The following is a 21,086-nucleotide window of genomic DNA, read 5'->3' as shown; positions in this document are numbered from 1 at the left end:
AATTTTAAAAAGGTAAATCTTCTTCTTCTTCATCTAGGTCAACAACTTCAAAAAGTGACTTTGGAATTCCTGACAATAAATCAGTTAAAGGGTCAGAATGCAGAACGAACAAATCTTGGTACGTTCTAGTAAGTGCAACATAAAGCGGATTTTCATCTCTTTTCGTTATGTTATAACCAGAGCACTCAGGTATAAATACAGCTTCAAACTGAAGACCCTTAGCACTATGATAGGTCAAAATTTTTGGGTTTTCACTGTGAAAATTGAGTGTAAATTTTGTGTTGTCAGGCCATGAAATATCGTATTTAGCTTCAACTCGAAATTCCTTATCCTTGTAATATTCATCAGCTGCCTTAACCATTTTATTATCTGGTAGCAATATACCCACATCTGTGTAACCTCTTTCATCTATCGTATCCATGATAAAATCCAGTTGTTGGGACCAATTACTGGCTTTAACTAAAAATGGTTTATTAGCACCTTCTTTAGTACATCGACTCACTAAAGAGTCTCCAGTAGAGTTGACATACTCGGCAATTCTTGCAATTTTTTTTGGCAGACGATGATTTAAAACGAGCTGTTCCATGGGTAAATTTGTATGGTAAGCTATTTGCTCCATGGTCATAAGGTTCTGTTTTAAACCTTTATAAATCTGCTGTGCAGAATCACCAAAGAGAATAAAAGCTTTTTTAGCCGAATTTTGTAATTCTGTTAACTCATCCTTTGTAAAATCTTGAACCTCATCAACTATTATGTAATCAGCAGTTCTCTCACCGTTATTTTTCCATCTGTAATGGTGCATAACTCTGCTTTGTTCAAGTCCTACCTCATCAACACCATCGTTAATGAATTGCCTTAATGCCTTAGTGTACACCACAACATAATAACTACCTAATTCAGCATCATCTATTTCTCTTGCTTTCCAAAGTGCAAGAACTGTTTTACCTGAACCCGCACAACCTTTTACAACAAAAGAACTACTCATCTTTTTTTGTATAATAGGCGTTTGATAATCATCTAATTCGGATTCGTTAATGTACCATGCTTCTTTAGCCATAATATTATTATTTAATTGTCATTTTAAAATACCGTATCTGAGTCTATATCTCCAATTTCAATTTTCTCCATTAATTCGCTGGGAATATCTTTTAAAAAATGCGTTAATTCTCCAGAATATAATATGTAAAGGTTTTCATTTGTTCTTGTTAGCGCTGTAAAGAATTCTTTCCTAAAATGTTCTTCCGAGCAGTATGGCAACACGACTGTTTCAAATCTCAAACCTTGCGCATTGTGGTAGGTCATTAATTTTGGATTAGAGCTGTTAAAATCAATATTATATTTACTGTTTTCTGGATGTGAAATGTCATATTTAGCTTCAACTCGAAACTTTTTAACTTTATAATATTCATCAGCAGCCATTACCAATTTATTGTCTGGAAATAAAATACCTACATCTGTATGACCTCTTTCATCTATCGTATCCATTATAAAATCCAATTGTTGAAACCAATTACTAGCCTTAACTAAAAAAGGTTTATTAGCTCCTTCGTTTCTGCATCGACTCTCCAAATCTTTAAAATTATTTACACTGTCAGCTACACGAGCTACTTTTTTGGACAGTGCATAACTTAATACTAGATGGGTTAATTTCAATTGAAATTGATTAGCTAACTCTTCCGCATTTATAAATTTTTCATTGTCTTGACAAACGTCTGATAGCCCCATCCAATTACCTAATAAAATGATAAATTTATCTGTGGCATTAATCAATTCATTTAATTCGATTTTGGTGTAATGATGAGCATCATCAACAAATATACAATCGGCATTAGACTGATGTAATTGATTTTTCCATTCCCAATGATGAACTAACTGTGTTTGTGAAAGACCAAGTTCTTCAAATCCAGTATCTATATAATGTTTTTGAACTTTGTTAGGAACAATAAAATAGTAGGTCTCTATATTATTTTCTTCTATTTCCTTAGCCTTCCAAAGCGCCATTAATGTTTTGCCAGAGCCTGGGCAACCATTAACAACCATTGAACCATTATGGTTTGGCAGATTATCTAAAAATGATTCATTTATGTGCCAATTTTTTGCCATAATAATATATTTTTAACCTTACTCAATTATGCTCGGTTGAATTCACTAGATAAAAAATCTTTAAATCTTTCAGCCTCAACTCGCTTTAAATAAAAGTATAACTCCTCATACATTTTCGTTCCACTTTTACCTCTAAAAACATTTCCTTTGTTGTCGTTTATGACTGGACCCTTTAGCACAAATTGCAACACTTTTGGGTCATCTAAATAAGGAATAATCATCTTATTAAAAAGCGTCATATAATGTGCTCCCCAAGTACAACCTATAAAATGATTAAGAATATCAATCATCTGTACTTTAATTTCATTAATTATTGTAACCTTTTCTTCAACTCCACCTTCATCTAAAATTTTTAAGGCATCCATGGTATTCTGATTGGCAATATCCAACTTTGGACTTATAGGAACATACTCTTTTGTCATTTTACAATTCGGATAGTTGCTGCAACCCCAGAAAAATGTATAATCCCTTTCTCTAGGAACATAAAAGACAAGTCTCATATCACCACCACAATAACACTTCATCTCATATATTATTAAATAATTTTTGTTGTATCAATCCAATCAAAACCCTTCACTTTCTTTTTGGTTTTCGCATCATTTAAACCAGCTACAGGCGTAATAGCCTTACCAAACTTGTTATAGTTAACTAAAACACCATCATCTAGGTCTATAGCGATGCGTTCTGTAGCAAGTGGATACAGAACATCTCTTTCATATTCCTGAAGCTCTAAGAGGACTAATCTTAGTTTATCTTTTTCTTTAGAAGCTTTTGTTTGCTCACTGGAACTTCCTGTTTCTATAATGTGGTCCAGATGCTCTAAATGCGTATTGAGCTTTTCACGATATTCCTTGAGATATCCATTAAGGATTTGGTTTAAAGTATCTGGTGTGTAACGATGCATATAAATAAGCACATTAAATGACCCTTTTGGGGAAGAAAACATCCAATAAATGGGTCTCTTTTTATACCGCTTAATATGGTCTTTATAGAAATCTCGAACAAAGTATTTTCGGATGTCTTTACCTAAACACTCTTCTACAAAGGCTAGGTTCTTCTCAAAGTTTGGTTTGCCAAAAGTGACTTTTAAGAACTCGTTAAAACGATTAACAATATCATCCTCAAACCATTCATCATCAAGAATTGGGATAATGTTATCATCATCAGGAAGGAAGGAAACTTCGCCTTTTGATTTCTCAACTTTTTTTAAATAATCTTCCAAGGTCTCTCCTTGGTTAGCGAGTATTAAACCTTCTTTATTTAGAGAATAACGTCCAAACATACAACCAACCGCAAAACTCATAAATTGAGAAAAGATTTCTTGAGCATCAAATACCAATTCGCCATTTACAATATCTGTTTCTTCTTTTAAGAGGGTAATATCTTCTAGTGGTACATCTGGTGTTAGCTCGTCTTGTAAACCATAAATTTCTATAAACTGCTTATTTAGTTCTTCTTCATTTTTATGTAATTGAAAGAATTTGTTTTTCCAATACTGTTGGTATAAATCGTAGGTTTCTTCTAAGTCTTGAGCTTTGATACGGATGAGTTCATTTTGGACAAAATCCCAAGAAGTTTCTCTTGAGTTCCATTCATCTTTTGAAATTTTCATGTTCCCTGAAACGATATTTTCAATGGGCTCAATATAATTATCATTCTTAATAAAGGGCAGTCTAGATACATCTCCAGAACCTAAATTCATTGTTGGGTTAATGCCAGGTAAAATAGTTAAAACAACATTAGAATTTAATAACCCTAAAGCATAAAGAGTATCATTCCTAGAATTCAAAAAAATTGCTGGAGCTGCTGTGGCAAAGGATTTATTTATACTGTACCTAAACGAAAAACTAGTTCCGCAAACCATAGACCACGTTATAGCCTCTTTAAAATAGAAATCAGGGTCACCTCTTCTTACAGATTTATTTGTTCTTCCTTCTAACCATAAGTTATAAAGGTTAATTATGTATTCCTCATTTCCAAAATACTTTCGGCGACTGCCACCTTTATTTATAGGACACCAAATAATTTGTTCATTGTCATTGAAATTATATGCATTGAATCTTATTTTGTCAATTGAAACCTCACTCCATAATTTTAAAAAATCAAAATCTTTGCCCGAAACTATACCAGCTTTTGTTGTTGAAACATCATCAATTTTAATTTTAGTGAAATTTTCAATTACTTTATTAGAGAACCAATAACAAATGTTGTGATTTGGTATAAGATTTAATTCTCTTTGTTTAATATTAAAGACTAAATCGTTCTTTTTGTTATTACATACATCAATTGTAGCTAGCTTTTTCTGTTCCGATGAATTAAATTCTATTAATCTAACATATTTACTTAATTGATTATCATCATATCTTTTAATTACAGTAAAAGCAGTACTTTGTACCACTTCACCTCCAATTTCAGGGAAAGTTCTTGGACCCAAATGGAGCATGTTATTAATATGAATTGATGACAATAGTTTTTTCCTTAATTGTTTGTAACTACTAATAAACATCCAAGATTGTTGGTTAATCATTCCCAAAAATCCTCCATCTAATAACCCATTAATTCCAGCTTCCATGAAACAAGTCATAAGGTCTAACCTACTATTCGGATAAAAAGTATTTATGTACTCAGATAAAAGAGGATTATACTTTGAGTCTCCCATATATGGTGGATTATCAACCACACAATGATACTTTCTGCTTAATGAAATTAATTGGTTTAAAGCAATGGTTAACTCTTGCAAATAGCCTTTAAGAAAAACATCTGAAGTTGTATTAAATTTATCGGTAGCCTCTGTTTTAACTTGCTCAAGCTCACTTATAGATATTTGAGGTATAATTAACGACCCAAAATTAGTCGCTTGTTGCATGTTCGTTAGGTCATGTAATAAACCATCAGATAATTTGGTTCCAATACCTCTAAATGCTTCTTTAATTTCATCCGTAGCCAGTTTTAAATCTTGAAAACAAAGAATATTCGGTTTTAATTCTTTTCTAAACACTCTCCTTTGGTAACTTCTGGCTTTCATCATCAAAGCCATTCCAGCTAATTGAGCGGCACGTTCATCTATTTCAAAACCAAAGAGGTTCTTTTCAATAATGAGCTGTGGTATCTCACTTGGGTTATACCCTTCTTCTTCATAAATTTTGGTTAATAATTCAAATCCATATACCAGAATATGTCCACTTCCACAGGCTTGGTCTAAAAGTGTAATCTCTTCAACAGAATTTATCTTTAAATAATCTTCACTTTCAACGGAAGGCGACTCAATAAAATAGGGCATGTTCTCACGCAACTTGGAATTAGGCTTGTTTTGTAGCCACAATTTACCAACCGTATTTTGCACCATATATTCCACAATCCATCGTGGTGTAAAAAGTTGTGTTGCTGCTGGAATATCTTCCTTTTTCACCTTGCTTTTTGAAGCAAACACCTCATCTTTTTTCTCAGAAATATAGAATTGATAAATCCAACCAATAACTTCAACCTCTTGGCAATCTTCAGAAGTCATACCATCTCTAATGTCTTGTACAATTGAGAATTCAGAAATTAAATCGTCTGGTAATAACAGTTCTGTATAATCACTTAATTTTTCAAAAAGAAACGGAAATACTTTGTTGAGGTGATTACAAGCTCCAATTAAGAGTTCTTTATAGGCTTCATTTTGAGGATTACTACTTGGAATTTTGCCATCCAAAACATCATAAATATGCTGTTGGTTAATAGGTAATTCATCAGGGATGTTCCCTTGTTTAGCTTCGTCCAGCAATTCTGGTAGAGTGTATCCATCTTTAGGAGTTACTATTTTTATACCAATGGGTTGGTAATCGTTGGCATCCATAAAACGGAGCGCCATGAGTCGGTTAAACCATGTATAAGCTACTTTATCAATGACTTGTTCCTTACTTGATGCATTGATAGCTTCTTGAAGTTTTCTTACTTGAGATGATTTTTCACGTAATTCTGCCGAGTCTGTAGTAAGCACAAGCTCAAGTTTAGAACCAACGAGTTCCAGTAGTTTTCTTCTTGCTTCTTGAGCAAACTTTTTGAGGTGGTTGGTGTTCATATTAAATTACAGAGTAATTTTAAGATTTTGATTAATACGTTCCATATAAGCTTCTTTCAAAGCATCTAAATAGGCTTCTACATCTTCTTCGGTCTGCAACTCACGTTTATTGAAGTCTATATGAATGTTACTTCTTTTAATATACTTTGCCTTAGGTTCTTTCGCTTTTCCATCATCGCCTTTTGGTGCTAACCATTGTGCCATTTTGTTCATCTGGTCGCTATAGAAATGGTCATCTACCTTACGAACCTCATCTCTGATATTTCCAATAAACCGTTCATTTTTTATTTTGGTTTTTAAAGCTTTAATAGCACCGAGAATATCACTTTGTTGGGATGAATCAATTTTACCGAACTCATCAGAATCTTTGATGTCTTTTTCAATAGCATCAATTTTGGTATTGAATTGGTCTTTTTCAACATTTATAGCTTCTAAAACCTTTTTTGTTAAACTGTCTTTTGCAGCCTTAGCCAACTGAATGCCATTACCTTTGTAGGGTGTATTACTCTTGACTAAAGTTTCTAGAGTTTCTAATTCATCACCTTCTATATACCCAAAGTTGGCTGTATTACCTTTTAGAAGCGACTGTACATCATCATAAATTTTAATCTGGTCACCATTTATAAAACGTTTGATAGGGTCCAGAAGGTCTTCTTTGGTTTCTAATAACTCATCTTCAAAATCCTTTAAATTCGTAATAAAATAACTGTATTCTTTTTTACTAAGTTTATCAAGTCTATCACTCAAACTATCTAAGCTTTCTAAAAAGTGGTATTCATGTCTTCTAGCCAGAATCTGATTGACATCCACTGACATTTGATTTAATTTATCCCTAAAATCTAAAGCCACATCTTTTGCTTCCTTAAAAGGACAAGATTCATCAAAGGCATCTTTATAGGTTTGTTTTAAAGCCTTAACAGCACCTGAATCAAAATTAGCTTGTGGTTCTAAGAGAGTAGTGCTGTGTTTAGCACTATTTAATAAAGCTCCTAACACCTCTTCATCCTCAAGGTTGTTTGAACCTTGCATCACTTCAACTTTTCCTCTTTTGTATAATCTCGCCACAATGGTCCAAATAGCATTTGGATACCAACCATAGGGTTTTCTACTAAAGTGAGTTCTAATGTCATTTAATGAGGTTCTGTCTGCTTGATTCTTACGTCTATTGATGAGGTTGAGTACTTCTGATTCCGCTTCAGACATGGTTGAGTCATCAGCACCAAAAAGGTCGTCTTGTGTGGACCTTACAGTGGTTTTAATTGTGTCTTCACTATACTGAGTGGTCCCTAGCATACGCAAACTGGAATACACGGTTTTAATCAAGTCCTGAAACGCTTTAATCACTTTGGTTTTACCATCTGTAGTATGAGCTACTTCGTGCTTAGCACCATTCATATATACTGTAGATGCCGCTAATCCGTTATTGGCTAATAACGTTAAATTACGCTTACGCTCAGAGTTCTGTTGTGCTTTATCCTGAAGGATTCGCTTGCGCTCTGAAGGCATTGAAGTAGATAGGTTTTGTTTTACATATTTACCTGTTCTTAAATACATTTTTACATCCTTCATAAACACTGCATCCGAACTTAGAACTAGTTTCATTCCTGTACTTCCCATGGTTTGGGATTGAATGAAGGTTATATTGTCGTAATCATTATAATTTTCTGTGATAAGTTCTATTTCTAATTCCTTTTCACGCCCAAACATGACACCATCCAATTTACTGGTAAAATCGTAATCCTGTTTATTGTCAAGGTAATTAATTCTATTATCACGTATGATTTCATCAAATAAGATTTCCTTCAAAAACTGGGTAATGGCTTGGTCGTCAATGTCAGTGTTTTTGATTTCCTCTTCTACATCTTTTTCATCATCGGTAAGGAATTCATAGAAATCACCGTTACGTTGCACGTAGCTTTGATTTTCAAGAATATTTAAAGCTTCATCAATTTGCTTTTCATGCTCCTTAATATCCACATGGATATCATCGATTAAGAGTACTGATATGTTTCTTTTGGTTGTTTTAAAATTGCCAAAATACTTAACTAAGAACAGCGCCTTCAATACTTTTATGGCAAACTTGTTATCTAAATTTCGCTCAGCCATTATGACCGAACTCTGTATTTCGCCTCGCAATTCATTACGAATACCTTCATACATTAAATCAAAACTTACTAAGGCATTATCACCTTTTTTTTCAATATGCTGAATGACCTGTTGAAAAACTCCTAACATGGAACGTTCTCCCACAGATGCATGTTTTCCTTGAAAGGCATTATGTGTAGACAAGGCTCTTCGGCATTGTTGGAATAAATCAAACTGATAAGGAACCAAAGGAAATTTATTACTAAAATCATCTCCATTTTTATAACCCTTAAACTGAACACCAGCCTCAGAGAAGGATAAAAGGGATTCCAAATGTGCACTTTCCTTTTTAAAGGAAGTGGCTAGGTTTTTATGGATATCTTCTTTTTTCTTGAGAAGTCGCTTTTCTATTACCTCATCGACATTGGCAGAAGTAAGAGGTATTTTAATCTTGAATCTGGCTTGAATTCTAGAGAAATCATTTTGTTGGCTCTTGTTCATATCCCCAACTACTTTTTCCATATCCTCTTGAGAGGTCACTAAAATCCATGAGTTTCCCTGAGTGCGAGTAGCTAAGGTTTCGGCAATGGTCTGAAGGTTGAGCATCAACTTGGTATTATCACTAATATACTGACCAACCTCATCCACAAAGAAGTTTAATCTAAATCCATTTCCTTTTGAATCTAAATATGTTTTTACACGATTAGCAAAATCTTCAATCGATTGTTTTTCATTATCTTCTAATTTATCTAATACATCGATGTATTTACTTGAATCCGTATTATTTATTTCTCCTAATACTTTTGCCACAGCATCTTCGACCAATGGGTCATGGTAATCAAGTCTCGCCTCTTCCCAAGATTTACCGAATTCAGTTTTAAATTTTGTTTTAAAATCGTTGTATTGGCCAAGCTTATTTAACCACATCTCAAATTCTGCTACGTGTGGTCTGAATCCATAAAAACCTAGATGGTCATAAAACACTTTATAAAAAACTGATAAAATAGCATTCTCATCTGATTTAGAAGTTATTTGAGCCTGCTGGTCTATGTTAAACAGAATACTTTCAGAGGGTCTTTTCGTTGCTTTAAGTACATCTGCCTTAAGCATTTCATCACCTTCAATCTTTTCGGCAAAAAGCTCACCACTTTCGTAACCATCAAATTTTTTGTTTTCTAAAACATAAGATAAAATTTTTAGAAGGTGTGATTTACCGCTACCAAAGAATCCAGAAATCCAAACACCGTTGGCTCCAGCATAATCGTTATAAGCTGAGAAAAAGTCTCTTATTTTCTTTGCTATTTCATGGGTGATAACGTATTCAGCAACCTCATCTGAGACGTGTTCACGGTCATCTGCTTTGATTACAGTTTCTATAGTTCTGTTGATGTCGTTGAGAAAGAAATTCTTTATCATAATGTCTTATTTTGCTGCTATATTATCTATGTTAAATGCTCTGTAATAATTGTCATCTTTTAATAACCCAAACAGATTTAGTGAATGACCGTCATATTCGCCAGGGAAAAACATGACCGTAGGAGCTTCCTTGGCAATATTTTGAAGGTTATTTAAAATAGTATGGGACCTAATAAATGGAAATACTAAACCTACACCTGTTAAAAAGTAAATCTTGGCATCTGACGCTTTAATTTTTTCGTCAATATTGGGAATGAGTATCTGATGTATATTTAATGATGATTGCAGAGCCTTTAGGAACTTGTCCTTTGATTTAGCCTTTTCCACTCGGAACATGCGCTCCATACCACCTTTTTCCTCTAATATCTCACACACCACATCGTACAGATTGATTTCAAGGACAGTCACACCAGCATTATTCAATTTTTTCTTTAGCATCTGTATGGATTCCATGACGTTTATCTCATCTTCCGCATCATAAGGCGAAATAAAAAATGGTATTTCACCACCTAGACCATCTTTTTGCAAAAACCATCTTGAGGATAGTTTGTCATAAAGTTTTTCAAATTTATTAACTAGTTCTACCATTTAACTTAAGTTGTTTATTTCTTCATCACTTAACATAAATACCTTGAGCCATTCCTTATTATCACTTACAATGGCTTGCACAATTTCAGGAGTTAAAAGCTGTGGCTGAAGTATCCTCTCTTTGATATCATTTATAATTCCAGCTTGTTCAAGAATCTTAAAGGTGACCTGTCTTATTTTATATTCTGTTTGCTCGGTTAGCGCTTCCATTTCAGGGCGAGATTCAAATTTTCTGCGGTAGAAGGAAATGTAATCACCTTCGGTAATTTCGTAGTCGTACATCAGTAACTTTTCCCGAAGTACCTCAACCACAAATTCTCTTATAAATGCATGTGCTTTACATACCGATAAATAAGCAAGTTGTTTGCGTACTAGAAAATCACTTGTTAAAAATAATTGAAATTGTTGTTCTGAAAATTGCTCTAAACGTCTCTTAATAGCTACTAATCTTCGCTGTCCAGTATTTCGATTACCATCACCAAAATCAACCATTTCAACAGGAAGTTCTTTACTGATAGCTTCAGCAACTTTTAGCATTTCGTTTTCCCTTAATGAGAAACCAGTAAATGAAAAATTATATTTCTTTGTTTCTGTCATTAATTTATTAAATCGGCTTCATCAATATTTAATGCTTCGCTTAATTTTTTGAGATTACCTTTAGATGGATGGCTTTTATCTTTAACCCAATTGCTTAAAGTGACTTCACTAACACCAATTTTTTTGGCTAGCCACTTTTGTTTTACACCTTTTGATTTTAAAAGTTCCTTAAGCATCATGTCTTTAATAAAAATTAAAGTTAGTCTTCTATCAAATGTATTAACTATAGAAATTATTTCCTAATTAATTAAGAGATAATGTAATTTAGTTTAGGTAATTATTTTTGGAATGCGAATGATGTAACAACCATGTTTACAGAATTTTATTTCTCTAAAGTATTTTAGTATTTTCACATATCAATCTGATTTAGCTCAATGTATTTACCCAAAGTATTGTATCCAGCAGAACTGTTGCCATATAAACAAAAAGACCATCTTAATGAGGTTTGGTTTGCCATTATGACTATGGATATACTCGAAATAGCTAGTTTAATAGGTGATGAGGTTAATTTCTATGAATCGAGTAAACAAGAGTTTTTGGAGATTCTCGATGACAAATTTAGAAAACACAAAATCTTAAAAGACGAACAATTTTATTTGAACATTACAAATTGTTTTAAAATTCATAAAGATGAAATTGTGCACGAGTTTGTTGGAATAGAATCTGGTATTAACCTAGGGCTAATTTTTGACATTAAGGATTGTCGAATTACAGGTATAAAATTTTGCAATTGTTTTGGAGGAATATTTGATTTAGATAATTATTACAATTGGTAAATACCGTCTTAAAATGGCATTAAACCGAGATAACTAGATTGTTCTGAGCAGAAGTATATATCAACAATTTTGTCCTTTACAAACTCTATGTAAATACCATATCGGGTTCCTGAATTATTTCCTGTAAGAACAAATACGGGTTCGCTGCATAAACAACCAGTGCAAATATTTGTAGAAAGGTTCAAAAATGTGTCACCTTGTTTTTTAAAGTATTGAAAAATTTCTTTTTGACGATAAATAAAAGCTGTCTTTTGCATATCCTCATAAAGAAAATCTTCCTTAAGTAAATCATTCAATTTATGGTAATCCATATTCTGAAATGCTGAAAGTATTTCAAGTAAGTAACTTTTTACTTCTTCTTTTTTTGCTATTTTTTGGACAAGTTCTTGAGCTTTCATTAATATATTTTTAAATCATTGATAATATATCATTTATGAATGAATCCTGACTATCTCCCGAAGCCGACCCCAGATTCATGTTGATTACTTCATCGTTGTTTTCCACACAAACTTCTCTTAGTGTCGGACTGCCAAATAAACCAGTTCCCAAAACGAAATATCTCAAAGCATTTTGATGTTCATAAATCCCAATAAATATTGGAGGAAGTAACGGTAATCCATTATTAGAAGGATTTTGAATAATAGGAAAACCAATAGTGGTTATTTTTGCTCCATTCTTATCATTGATTTCAACATTAATTTCTTCAATATCTGATTTTTTAGGCATTTCTCCAGTCTCCATGCAACTACCTACATAATTTACTATAACAGCTTGCTTTTCTCTATTATAGAGGTCCTGTAGCAATGCATCTGTTTGAGAGAACAGCTTAACGGGTAAATAATTATAAGCGAAATTATAGAATTGCAAACCGCTATTCGCATTTTGACTGCTTTCATCAATACGATTCAATAGCTCTTCAAATTCAGATTTCTTTTTCTTTTTAAAAAAATTAATTATCCCCATAAAAATTGTTTTTACTAATATAGCTCAAAAATAAGTTTAATCATAACACCTAGTTTGAATTGTTCTTCGTTATCCAATCGTCAGAAAATTCCAACGCCCAATCTCCTAGTTTATTTTTACTTAAAGGATTGATATTATCTAATCTAAGCTCAGCTTTTAATCCATATTCTCTTTTTAATGCCTGTGGTCCTTTCTTTAAATCTACACCTTTCATTGAATGTGGTCTTGGTCCCAGTATAATATAGTCAAAATCCTTTTTAAAATAGTTTAAGATGTTAATATTTTTCATCTTTTCATAATTTGTTGTTGGAATATTAATAGCGCTATTTGGAAGTGTTAATTCGATGTTCTTTTCAAAAGTTTCCTTGAAAATCTTAATAATTTCACTTTTATTCACGGCTGAATCCCCCATTATCAAAATTTTAATTTTCTTAAGTGAATCTTCATTTTGATTTTCTTCAGAGATGTTCAGTCCAATATTTGATGCTCTAAGTGAATCAATTCTCTCTTTAAAATTCTTTTCCTGTTCTAATTTGTACTGTTCGAAATCTTTTTCTCTTGTGGTAAAATCTTTTTCTATCTTCTTTATATTTAATTCTCTTTCATTCAGTAATTGTTCTTTTTTCTCAATATTAGACTGTAAGGCTTTTAATTCTCCGCTATTTAAAGACTGTTTCTTGATTAAATTGTCAATGTCTTCTGAAATCTTTGAACTAATATTTCCGAAAAAGTCGATAATTCTATTGTTTTCTTGTTGTAGCGATTTTGTAAGCTTGCCTAACTTATCCAATTGCTCTCTAAAAAACTCTTTATCAGTCTCCAATATGATTCTTTCAGAATCAAGTAAAGTTTTAATTTGGTTTAAATATTTTTTTTCGGATTCAATAAATGAGCTTAATTCTTTATTGACAAAACTATCATCAGTTTTTAGGGGTTCTTTTTTATTCGTGACAAATTCATTAAGTAACTCATTAATTGATTCTAAACTTGGTTTAGCTCTATTATCATCTACAAATGGTAGCTTAAACATATAGCTGTAGCTAATCCCATCAGAAGCAGAATACTTTGGGTCGGTATAAAACTTCGTAGGTGCGAGGTTGGTATTTTTTAAATATGTAACAACCTTTTTAAGCTGCTCATCAGAGGCATTATTTATGCACAAATATGGATAGTAGCGTTTATTGTCGTAAAATATTTCCATAGATTAAATTGAATTATTAAATCTACATAATCTTTTTGTCTTAGGAAATTATAGGAAAGAAATAAGAAGTCAATTTTTAAAATGGTAAATCATCATCTTCGTCATCATTCTTTGTTTCAGGTTCAGGCAGTCCGTACCACCCTGATAATTGCAAAGAACATCTGTTTTCCGTTGTCCCATTAGTATCCCACCATCTTGCAAGCGAAACACGTATTAAAGTGCCCGAAGGAATAACTTCAACTTCGTTTCCGTACCCAACGAAAGGTAAACTTCTCCAACCATTTATATTTGGGTAGCTATATCTTGTTTTTTCGTAGAAATTTTTTTTTGATAAATCTCTGTCAGAAATCCAAAACCCAACACTATTATCACAAATGCCATTTTCTTCATTGATATATCCACTTCCACTATTCGTCCAATTTAGTTTTCCATCAAAAAGCACATCTGGACTACCTCTCCAAATTTTTACTTTCAATTTATCTGTTAGGTATTCAACCATTTTTTCAATTGAAGAAAAAGAGAATTTATGCTCCCTTGAGTGAACCAAAATATCTTCAACGTGGGGTGGTGTTTTTCCTGTTCTCTCTGAAAAGGTTATGGTATAAACATCTCCAACTTCAAGGTCAGTATCGGAGCCTTGATTATATCCATCCGAGTTAAGAAGTCTTACAAAACGGCCATTGGCTAGAACACCACCAACACAAGCCGCACTTGACATATGCGTTTTTGATACTATTATTACATCCATTACAAATGCGTGATTTTATATCCAAGTTTTTCTAGCTTGTCAGTTACGATTGACCTATGACAAGCTTCTGGCTTTTCTTCAACGCAGAATAATACCACACGATTTGCACCAACTTCATCAAGTTTATCTACAAATGAGTCAAAATCAAAATTGCTTAATATTCTGTCTTTGTAAGCAATTGTGAAAACTTTACCGAGTTTATTTCGGTCTCTTTTTAATTCTCCTTGTTGAGTGTCAGCTTCTTTTTGGAGGTCTCTAATGTCTGTAGTTGGAGCAAGGTCAATAACGTGTCCGTATTTAATATCAAGCTCGTTAAGTTTTTCTTGAAGCTTATTACTATTTACAAAAGCATATTTTGCACCTCTAACGCCTCTTCTTTGACGTATATCGCAAAATGTGTCAATGTTATTTACTGTCAGCTTTTTAAAATACTCCTGCTCAGTCGAGTTGTAAACTCCAATTGTAAAAAATTCCATTAATATGATTTTCTTGAAGTAAAGTCCATTTCGTTACCAAATAGGTCAACGGTGCCTTTACCTTTTGTTAGTTCGTTCATTACTGTTTCTTGCGATTTAACTCTCTTGTCTGATACAATGTGCTTCAGGGAAATTTTTTTGTTCAGTAGTTCTTGTCCAATTAATTTACTTCTATGGCACTCCTCTGGTTTAGATTCACTGCACATTATGGCAAGGTTGATTTTTTTCGCATTAGCAGCTGTCAATCTTTCAAGCCCTTGTTTGAAAAAGTCTTTTTCTTTAATCAAGTCATAAACGACCTTTCCATCATAGTCATAGCAGCTTCTGTCGTCTGGAAGACCACCTAATGTGTCGCCAACGAAAACATAAGAGATTCCATTATTTTTTAATTCTAAGTCAAGTGCTGCTTGATTGAATTGGGGGTTCCATTTGGAATATGGTTTTGACCGTATGTCGAGAAGAAACTGAATCTTAAACGACTTCAATTCGGCAATGAAGTCTTCAATCTTCTTGTTCCCGTGTCCTATTGAATATATTGTAGTGTCTTTCATAGTTCTAATTTACAAAATTTCTCTCGTTTGTTTTTAAATGCACCCCAACGGCTCGACTATAAGTATTTTAGTGGGTTAGCACTTAAATTTACAAGTACACACCAAGTTGGAATTTCCAAAGTATGCGAGAACAAGCAATTACTTATAGCCATTCTTGGGTGTAGTTAATTATTCGCTTTCAGATTTATATTTTATATCTAATTCATTAAACTCTCTAACTACCTCTTTACCAAAATTCGTGAAAATCTTTAAAAATGATTCGTAATCGGATGCTTTAAAAATAGCTAAAGGTAAATCACCATAATATTCATCGAAATCGATTATTTTATTTTTAAGAGGAAGCGTAGGAAATTCATATTCGTAATTTTCCATTTCAAGTAATATCGATAATGGAAATAATCCTTGAATTTCACTCAACTCATTTAGTTTATTCCTTATTTTATTATACTTACTCTTGTCTTCTTCATTTAAGTCGTCAAACCACGGAACCAAATTATAATCTTGTTTAACAGAATGAGAAACATTCATAGTTGTGTAAAAATAGTTAGAATACCAGCTTTCAAAAAAATTCATTTGAAAGTCTTCCCAACTTAATAATTTAATGTTTGTCATATCTGCAGATTCAATTGAACCAGACTGAAAATCACTTGTAGTTATAATAATTCCAATGTTTGCTCCTAAATCACTTAATACAGTTCTAAATCCGTGAACGACATTTTGAGGGATTTTAGATTTCCAATGTTTACATTCACAAATTATAGAATATTTCCTGCTCTTTATATTTTCCTCTGCGTAAACATCTATCTCAACTTTTCCTCTAACTGACTTTATGCTTTTTTCAATTTCTACTTGAAATCCACATTGCTCAAGTATTTCTCCAACTTTATGTTGTAAATCTTGCCAAGTTTCAGGTGCTGAATTCGTGATTATTTTCAATTTATCTTTTTTTGTTTTTAATTGCTCCCAACGGTCAAGTATAACCGCAGTGCGGGTTTTCGAAGACGGGATTTTCATATTTTCTAAAATTTTATTCCGTAACGAGATATTCAATTTAGCAATTAATTCCACATTACTCTTATACAATGCTATAGGCTGTCCATTTTCTGTCTCTTGTGGTGTTTGTCCTTACATTTTAGTAAGTTCTAAAATTGCCATGTTTCTGTTTTCAAATTCTTGTTTGTTGTCCCATTCTCTGTTTTGTGTCCAAACAAATTTTTTCGTCTTACTGTCAAATGCGATTTGCCGTCCGTTTAAATCAAAATACTTCCAATAATCAACTGATTTTTGGTCTTTGTATAAACTCTCGTCTAAAGAAAGTCTGCTTGACAATTCCACAAAAAGAGAATAAGAATAATATTCTTTATGAAACCCGCTTGTCATTGTTGAGCCCAGCAAAAGAATATCATCTTCGTTATTGTCGTTAAATCGTGCAAGTTTTTGACTTCCGCAAACGGAAATAATTTCAGGATATTTTATGAAATAGTACCTCCAATCATTAACATCAGAAAATGCATTAACGATTTGTTCTAAATTTTCGGTTAAAGTTGTTATCTCAATTTTATCAAAGAGTAATTTTAAAACTATTCGTTTTTGATTGTCATCCCTCAATAATCTTTTCCAACTAATATCACGTTCATTGTTGATTAAAAAACTATAATTTTTACCCTTACTTAACAAATAATCTCCTGTTGCTAATAATGCTCGTTCAAAAAGAAAATTATCAAAGTGTTTCAATCCTTCATCACTAAATACAGTTTTAGCTTTTTCAGAGTATTCTATAAATCTATCAATATTATGCATTCCTTCTTCATCCTTACACCAATCTAATAAAAAGCCAATTTGTCCATTTAGATAAGGGTGATTTTCTATCTCAACAATTGCTTCTTTCCAATCATCACTTTGTGTAATAAGTTCTGCTTTTAGCTTTTCTTCTTCAATTATAAATTTTGGAAAGCCTTTATCTTCTGGATTTGCGTAATCTTTAAAATATTCAATAATGTTGCTTCTATGCGGAAAGAGTTTAGAGAAAAATAACAATGAATCCGCAAATGTGTTTGCGTTGTCATAATACAATCTGTGCGCCTCTACAAGGTTGCGGACTATTCTCATCCAATTTTGTAGATTTGTTTTGTCAATATCATTTTCACAAGCTAAATATTGATATAAAGCAAATAGCTTTAATAATTCAGCATAACCTAAGTTGTTTTTGATAGCACCATTAAAAGTTTCATTTTCGTTTACATAAGTCGTGTCAGATAGAAATGTTTTCAATCCACTTTTATCAGATATTTTATTTAAAATGGATTTCAGCGTTTCATAATAATCTCTGTCAAAACAATCTAACTCCAAATATTTGTTAAATGAAATGGTTTGACTTCCTCTTAATGCATCAAGATTATTTCTGAAATTATCATCTTTGAAGTTTGCTTTGAGCGTGTAATTTATCACAGCCATTGCTCTGAAAAAATTCAAAAGCTGTTCGTCAAAAACATTTTCTTTATTACGATAGTTCCAGAACAAATCTGTCCAAAGTGTATCTATTTTGTGGGCAAAAGTTTCTTGTGGTTTTATTATTTCTTTTTCCCAATTATCTTTTATTATGATTTTTTCTCCATTATCTAGAACATCTTCTCCATTTTCATTTGTCTTGTAAATTACTTTCTTGATGTATTGTTCAAACTTCGCTTTGAAATTTTCAAAATCAGTAAGAGGTTTGCCTCTTGCGTTCATTTTGATATATAAATCATCAGAAAGCCCAAAGTTTTGCAATTCAATGTAATGAAAACTAATGTTGTTTAGCTTCCCCCAAATTTCCGTTTTGTCTTGAAACGTTTGTTGAATAGCATCTAACATTATCAGCATTGATTTTATTGTGGGGTCTCTTTTCCAAGAAAGAAAAAACCAAGAACTGTCAATGATTGTTTTAGATAATTCGTTGTATTTAGGTTTTGTTTTTTCCTTATCGTAATAATCTGTTTCTTGCAATTCATTATAATCAATTCCTTTGTTGATTAAATCAATGCAAAATTCCTTTGAACTTGTTCGTGTTTCGTAGGTGAATTTTGTTAAGATATTTTTCAAATCATTATCTAACTTGTGCTCTTTGATTGCAATGAACCAATGCAACAGAAACAAAGTTGTTAATCTTTGTTGTCCGTCAAGTGGTTGTAAAACATTATTTTTTACGCTGCCATAAACAAAGTCCAATTCCAATGATTTGCCATTTACTGCTTCAAGTAAAGCTGTCAAAAAACTTTTTCTTAGCTCTTCCTTTCCTTCTCTGCCCTGAGCGTAATCTCTTTGGATAATGGGGATTTCAATGCTATGTGTACTAATTAACTCACGGAAAGTTAATTTTTGGGATGTCAGATTATTGCTCATTCTCTGCTAATTCTGTTTGAGGTAAATACTGATTAATTACTTTTTGTATCTTTTCAAGATACGATGCCCTATCATTTTCATTCCAAACTTCTATGTCTTTCACATTAGCAGAATAGTATTTCATAAAAACATTTTTAGTGCAAATTGGAATAAAAGTTCCTTCAATTTCTCTCTCAATTATTTTTTTTCTTTTTTCTTTGAAAGAATCATTTTTGTAAGAGCGATTTGTACCACTATCTAACAAGCAAAGGTTTCGTATGCTGTTGTCTTCTTCTCCTAACACATAATCTATAATATCATCAAATTCATTTTCGTCAATTTGGTTACCCGATTTTTTGATTTGTTCAATTTTTTGATTTGTATTTTCGTCTTGATGATTGTCTGTTTCAATGAAGTTATTGTTCAGCCAATCAACTTGATTTTCTTTTTTAACCTTAACTTCTGTTGCAATAGCGTGAATGTGTTCGACGTCCCAAGATTCCTTTTTGTATCGGTCAAAAGGGAAGCGATTAGTTTCATCTTCGTTATTGAGCATTGTTTGTATGTTGTGAAGCAATAAAATTTCACGGACATATTTTCCGTTATATTCTACTACTTCCAAATTCACTTTTTCAAGTTTGGATTCCATTTCTTGTTTTAACCAATTTGAAAATTCTTTTTTGGACTTTTCTTTTTTCTCTTTGAGAATGTTTTTGATGTTAGTACCAATTGCAATCAAATATCCAATTTTGTGATACAATTCTCTGTTATTATACCATTCTTCAAGTGTTTGGAAATACTTTTTAATTTCCTGCCAATTATCATTTATTTCTTTTTCTGATTTGGTCTTAAATTTTTCATTGAAGAAACGAAATGTAGAATACTCATCATTTCCAAATCTTTCTAAAATTGTCAGATGTTCTTTTTGTCTTTCCTCAATTTGTTCTTTGGTCGTTATTCTTAGCTTCTTTCTTTCTTCAACTTCTACGTCTTCTGCCTGAGCTACTTCATACATTAAATTGAAAATATATTCAATTCTCGTTGTCAAATTATTTTCATTTTTGTTAATGAAATACCAGAATGTATCGTCTTGTAAAGTATATTCAATTCTGTCCCATTCTGATGCAATTTCCAATTGTTTTAAACGAAGCTTTTCTTGGTCTGCATTTGCAAAATTGGAACTATTCAAAAACAAAGCCTTTATTAATTCCGCATTTGTTAGTGGAATTTTTCCGCTGTTTATTCTTGTGAAAATGTCAATTGAATCTTCGTCTTTTGAAGTTTCATACCAAATAACTTTTGTAGAAAAATTGAATTTTGATTCAAACGTATTAACATCAAATTGCTCTCCTTTGATTTTGAACCAATCGCAAATTATTTTATACGCAGAAGAAATAAAATGATAGTCAATGTTCTTGTAATTTATAGATTCTCCGTTCAATTCTTTTTGTAAATATTCTGCTGAATTTTCTCTTGTTTCGTATTTTAAACCAAACAATTTCTTTTGACGATTTACAACATAACCCTGATTTAAGTAGTGCAAAATTAAAAACGCTGTTGTGAGGCGTTGTTGCCCGTCAATTACGTCCCATTCGTTTCCATTCCTATGTTTTACCACAATTGGTTGTAAACAATACCAAGTTTTTTCATTTGAATTTGGAATTTCTTTTGGCGAAAATTCATTAATGTCATTCAATAAGTCTGTTACTTGTTGTTCAGTCCAACGATAACCTCTTTGATACGATGGTATAAAGAAATTAGATTTCAGTAAATCGTTGATTGTTTTAATTGATATGTTATTATTTTCCATTTTCTATATTTCAGGTGGTTGTTGTGCAACGGTTACCATTGTTATCTACAGGCTATTTTAAGGATATGTTTATAAAAGTAGTAACGAAATTAAAAACTAAAATTATTCCAATAATATTTTGAATTATTGATAAAAACACGCCAATTCCTACCGTAAAATATTTTCTTGGAGGAGTTAAATATAATGTTGTAAATCTTCCAAAATTTAAACTATTGATTATTGAACCTGTGTAGTACTACCTATTCTTTAGACCACTATCAAGCTGATTTTAGTTGAACTTGTTTTTCAAAAGTATAAAGGTTTCTTGGCTTTTGTCTTTTAATTCCCTGATGTTTTCTATTGTTGTACT

Annotated in this window: 18 protein-coding genes; 1 reads left to right on the top strand and 17 read right to left on the bottom strand. The window is 32.1% G+C overall.

What is annotated here, in order from left to right:
- Nucleotides 1-4: 4 nt before the first annotated feature.
- From VZD24_RS14590 to VZD24_RS14555, 8 genes are all read right to left on the bottom strand, one after another.
- A complete protein-coding gene (locus VZD24_RS14590; protein WP_342688019.1) occupies nt 5-1,057 on the bottom strand; it encodes an ATP-binding domain-containing protein in 1,053 nt (350 codons plus the stop codon).
- Nucleotides 1,058-1,080: 23 nt separating this feature from the next.
- The gene (locus VZD24_RS14585; protein WP_342688018.1) at nt 1,081-2,103 is read right to left on the bottom strand and encodes an AAA family ATPase; all 1,023 of its coding nucleotides are present in this window, start codon (nt 2,101-2,103) and stop codon (nt 1,081-1,083) included.
- A 26-nt stretch (nt 2,104-2,129) separates the two neighbouring features.
- Nucleotides 2,130-2,525, bottom strand: a complete 396-nt coding sequence (locus VZD24_RS14580) for a hypothetical protein (protein WP_342688017.1) — start codon at nt 2,523-2,525, stop codon at nt 2,130-2,132.
- Nucleotides 2,526-2,638: 113 nt separating this feature from the next.
- Complete coding sequence (gene pglX / locus VZD24_RS14575; RefSeq protein ID WP_342688016.1) at nt 2,639-6,166, bottom strand: BREX-1 system adenine-specific DNA-methyltransferase PglX; 3,528 nt, start codon at nt 6,164-6,166, stop codon at nt 2,639-2,641.
- A 6-nt stretch (nt 6,167-6,172) separates the two neighbouring features.
- The gene (gene brxC / locus VZD24_RS14570; protein WP_342688015.1) at nt 6,173-9,667 is read right to left on the bottom strand and encodes a BREX system P-loop protein BrxC; all 3,495 of its coding nucleotides are present in this window, start codon (nt 9,665-9,667) and stop codon (nt 6,173-6,175) included.
- Between the two features lie 6 nt (nt 9,668-9,673).
- The gene (locus VZD24_RS14565) at nt 9,674-10,255 is read right to left on the bottom strand and encodes a DUF1788 domain-containing protein (protein ID WP_342688014.1); all 582 of its coding nucleotides are present in this window, start codon (nt 10,253-10,255) and stop codon (nt 9,674-9,676) included.
- Entirely contained in the window at nt 10,256-10,852 is a 597-nt protein-coding gene (locus VZD24_RS14560; RefSeq protein WP_342688013.1) for a DUF1819 family protein, read from the bottom strand. It lies immediately after the preceding gene.
- The gene (locus VZD24_RS14555; protein ID WP_342688012.1) at nt 10,852-11,031 is read right to left on the bottom strand and encodes a helix-turn-helix domain-containing protein; all 180 of its coding nucleotides are present in this window, start codon (nt 11,029-11,031) and stop codon (nt 10,852-10,854) included. Before VZD24_RS14555 ends, VZD24_RS14560 begins: the two co-directional genes overlap by 1 nt.
- 213 nt (nt 11,032-11,244) lie before the next feature.
- Between VZD24_RS14555 and VZD24_RS14550 the strand changes: the two genes are divergently transcribed.
- Nucleotides 11,245-11,628 carry a hypothetical protein gene (locus VZD24_RS14550; RefSeq protein ID WP_342688011.1) on the top strand — a complete coding sequence of 128 codons (384 nt, stop codon included), beginning with the start codon at nt 11,245-11,247 and terminating at the stop codon, nt 11,626-11,628.
- A gap of 8 nt (nt 11,629-11,636) precedes the next feature.
- On the opposite strand, the gene VZD24_RS14545 is transcribed toward VZD24_RS14550, so the two are convergent.
- The 9 genes from VZD24_RS14545 to VZD24_RS14505 form a co-directional block, all read right to left on the bottom strand.
- Complete coding sequence (locus VZD24_RS14545; protein ID WP_342688010.1) at nt 11,637-12,026, bottom strand: hypothetical protein; 390 nt, start codon at nt 12,024-12,026, stop codon at nt 11,637-11,639.
- 10 nt (nt 12,027-12,036) lie between these two features.
- Nucleotides 12,037-12,591, bottom strand: coding sequence for a hypothetical protein (locus VZD24_RS14540; RefSeq protein ID WP_342688009.1), 555 nt, complete (start codon nt 12,589-12,591; stop codon nt 12,037-12,039).
- A 49-nt stretch (nt 12,592-12,640) separates the two neighbouring features.
- Nucleotides 12,641-13,792, bottom strand: a complete 1,152-nt coding sequence (locus VZD24_RS14535) for a V-type ATP synthase subunit I domain-containing protein (RefSeq protein WP_342688008.1) — start codon at nt 13,790-13,792, stop codon at nt 12,641-12,643.
- Nucleotides 13,793-13,868: 76 nt separating this feature from the next.
- Complete coding sequence (locus VZD24_RS14530) at nt 13,869-14,540, bottom strand: dual OB domain-containing protein (RefSeq protein WP_342688007.1); 672 nt, start codon at nt 14,538-14,540, stop codon at nt 13,869-13,871.
- Nucleotides 14,540-15,016: a DUF488 domain-containing protein gene (locus VZD24_RS14525; protein ID WP_342688006.1), complete on the bottom strand. Its 477-nt coding sequence runs from the start codon at nt 15,014-15,016 to the stop codon at nt 14,540-14,542. The genes VZD24_RS14530 and VZD24_RS14525 overlap by 1 nt, the downstream gene beginning before the upstream one ends.
- Nucleotides 15,016-15,567 (bottom strand): DUF488 domain-containing protein, encoded by a 552-nt coding sequence (locus tag VZD24_RS14520; RefSeq protein ID WP_342688005.1) that lies wholly within the window; start codon nt 15,565-15,567, stop codon nt 15,016-15,018. Before VZD24_RS14520 ends, VZD24_RS14525 begins: the two co-directional genes overlap by 1 nt.
- Nucleotides 15,568-15,735: 168 nt before the next feature.
- Nucleotides 15,736-16,581, bottom strand: coding sequence for a restriction endonuclease (locus tag VZD24_RS14515; protein WP_342688004.1), 846 nt, complete (start codon nt 16,579-16,581; stop codon nt 15,736-15,738).
- Between the two features lie 111 nt (nt 16,582-16,692).
- A complete protein-coding gene (locus tag VZD24_RS14510; RefSeq protein ID WP_342688003.1) occupies nt 16,693-18,948 on the bottom strand; it encodes a GmrSD restriction endonuclease domain-containing protein in 2,256 nt (751 codons plus the stop codon).
- Complete coding sequence (locus VZD24_RS14505; protein WP_342688002.1) at nt 18,938-20,737, bottom strand: DUF262 domain-containing protein; 1,800 nt, start codon at nt 20,735-20,737, stop codon at nt 18,938-18,940. The genes VZD24_RS14510 and VZD24_RS14505 overlap by 11 nt, the downstream gene beginning before the upstream one ends.
- Between the last annotated feature and the right edge of the window lie 349 nt (nt 20,738-21,086).

It is taken from the genome of Aequorivita flava, assembly GCF_038742595.1.
GTDB lineage: Bacteria > Bacteroidota > Bacteroidia > Flavobacteriales > Flavobacteriaceae > Aequorivita > Aequorivita marisscotiae.
The sequence above is the reverse complement of the archived record's forward strand: the minus strand, read 5'-3'. Positions and strand labels throughout refer to the sequence as shown.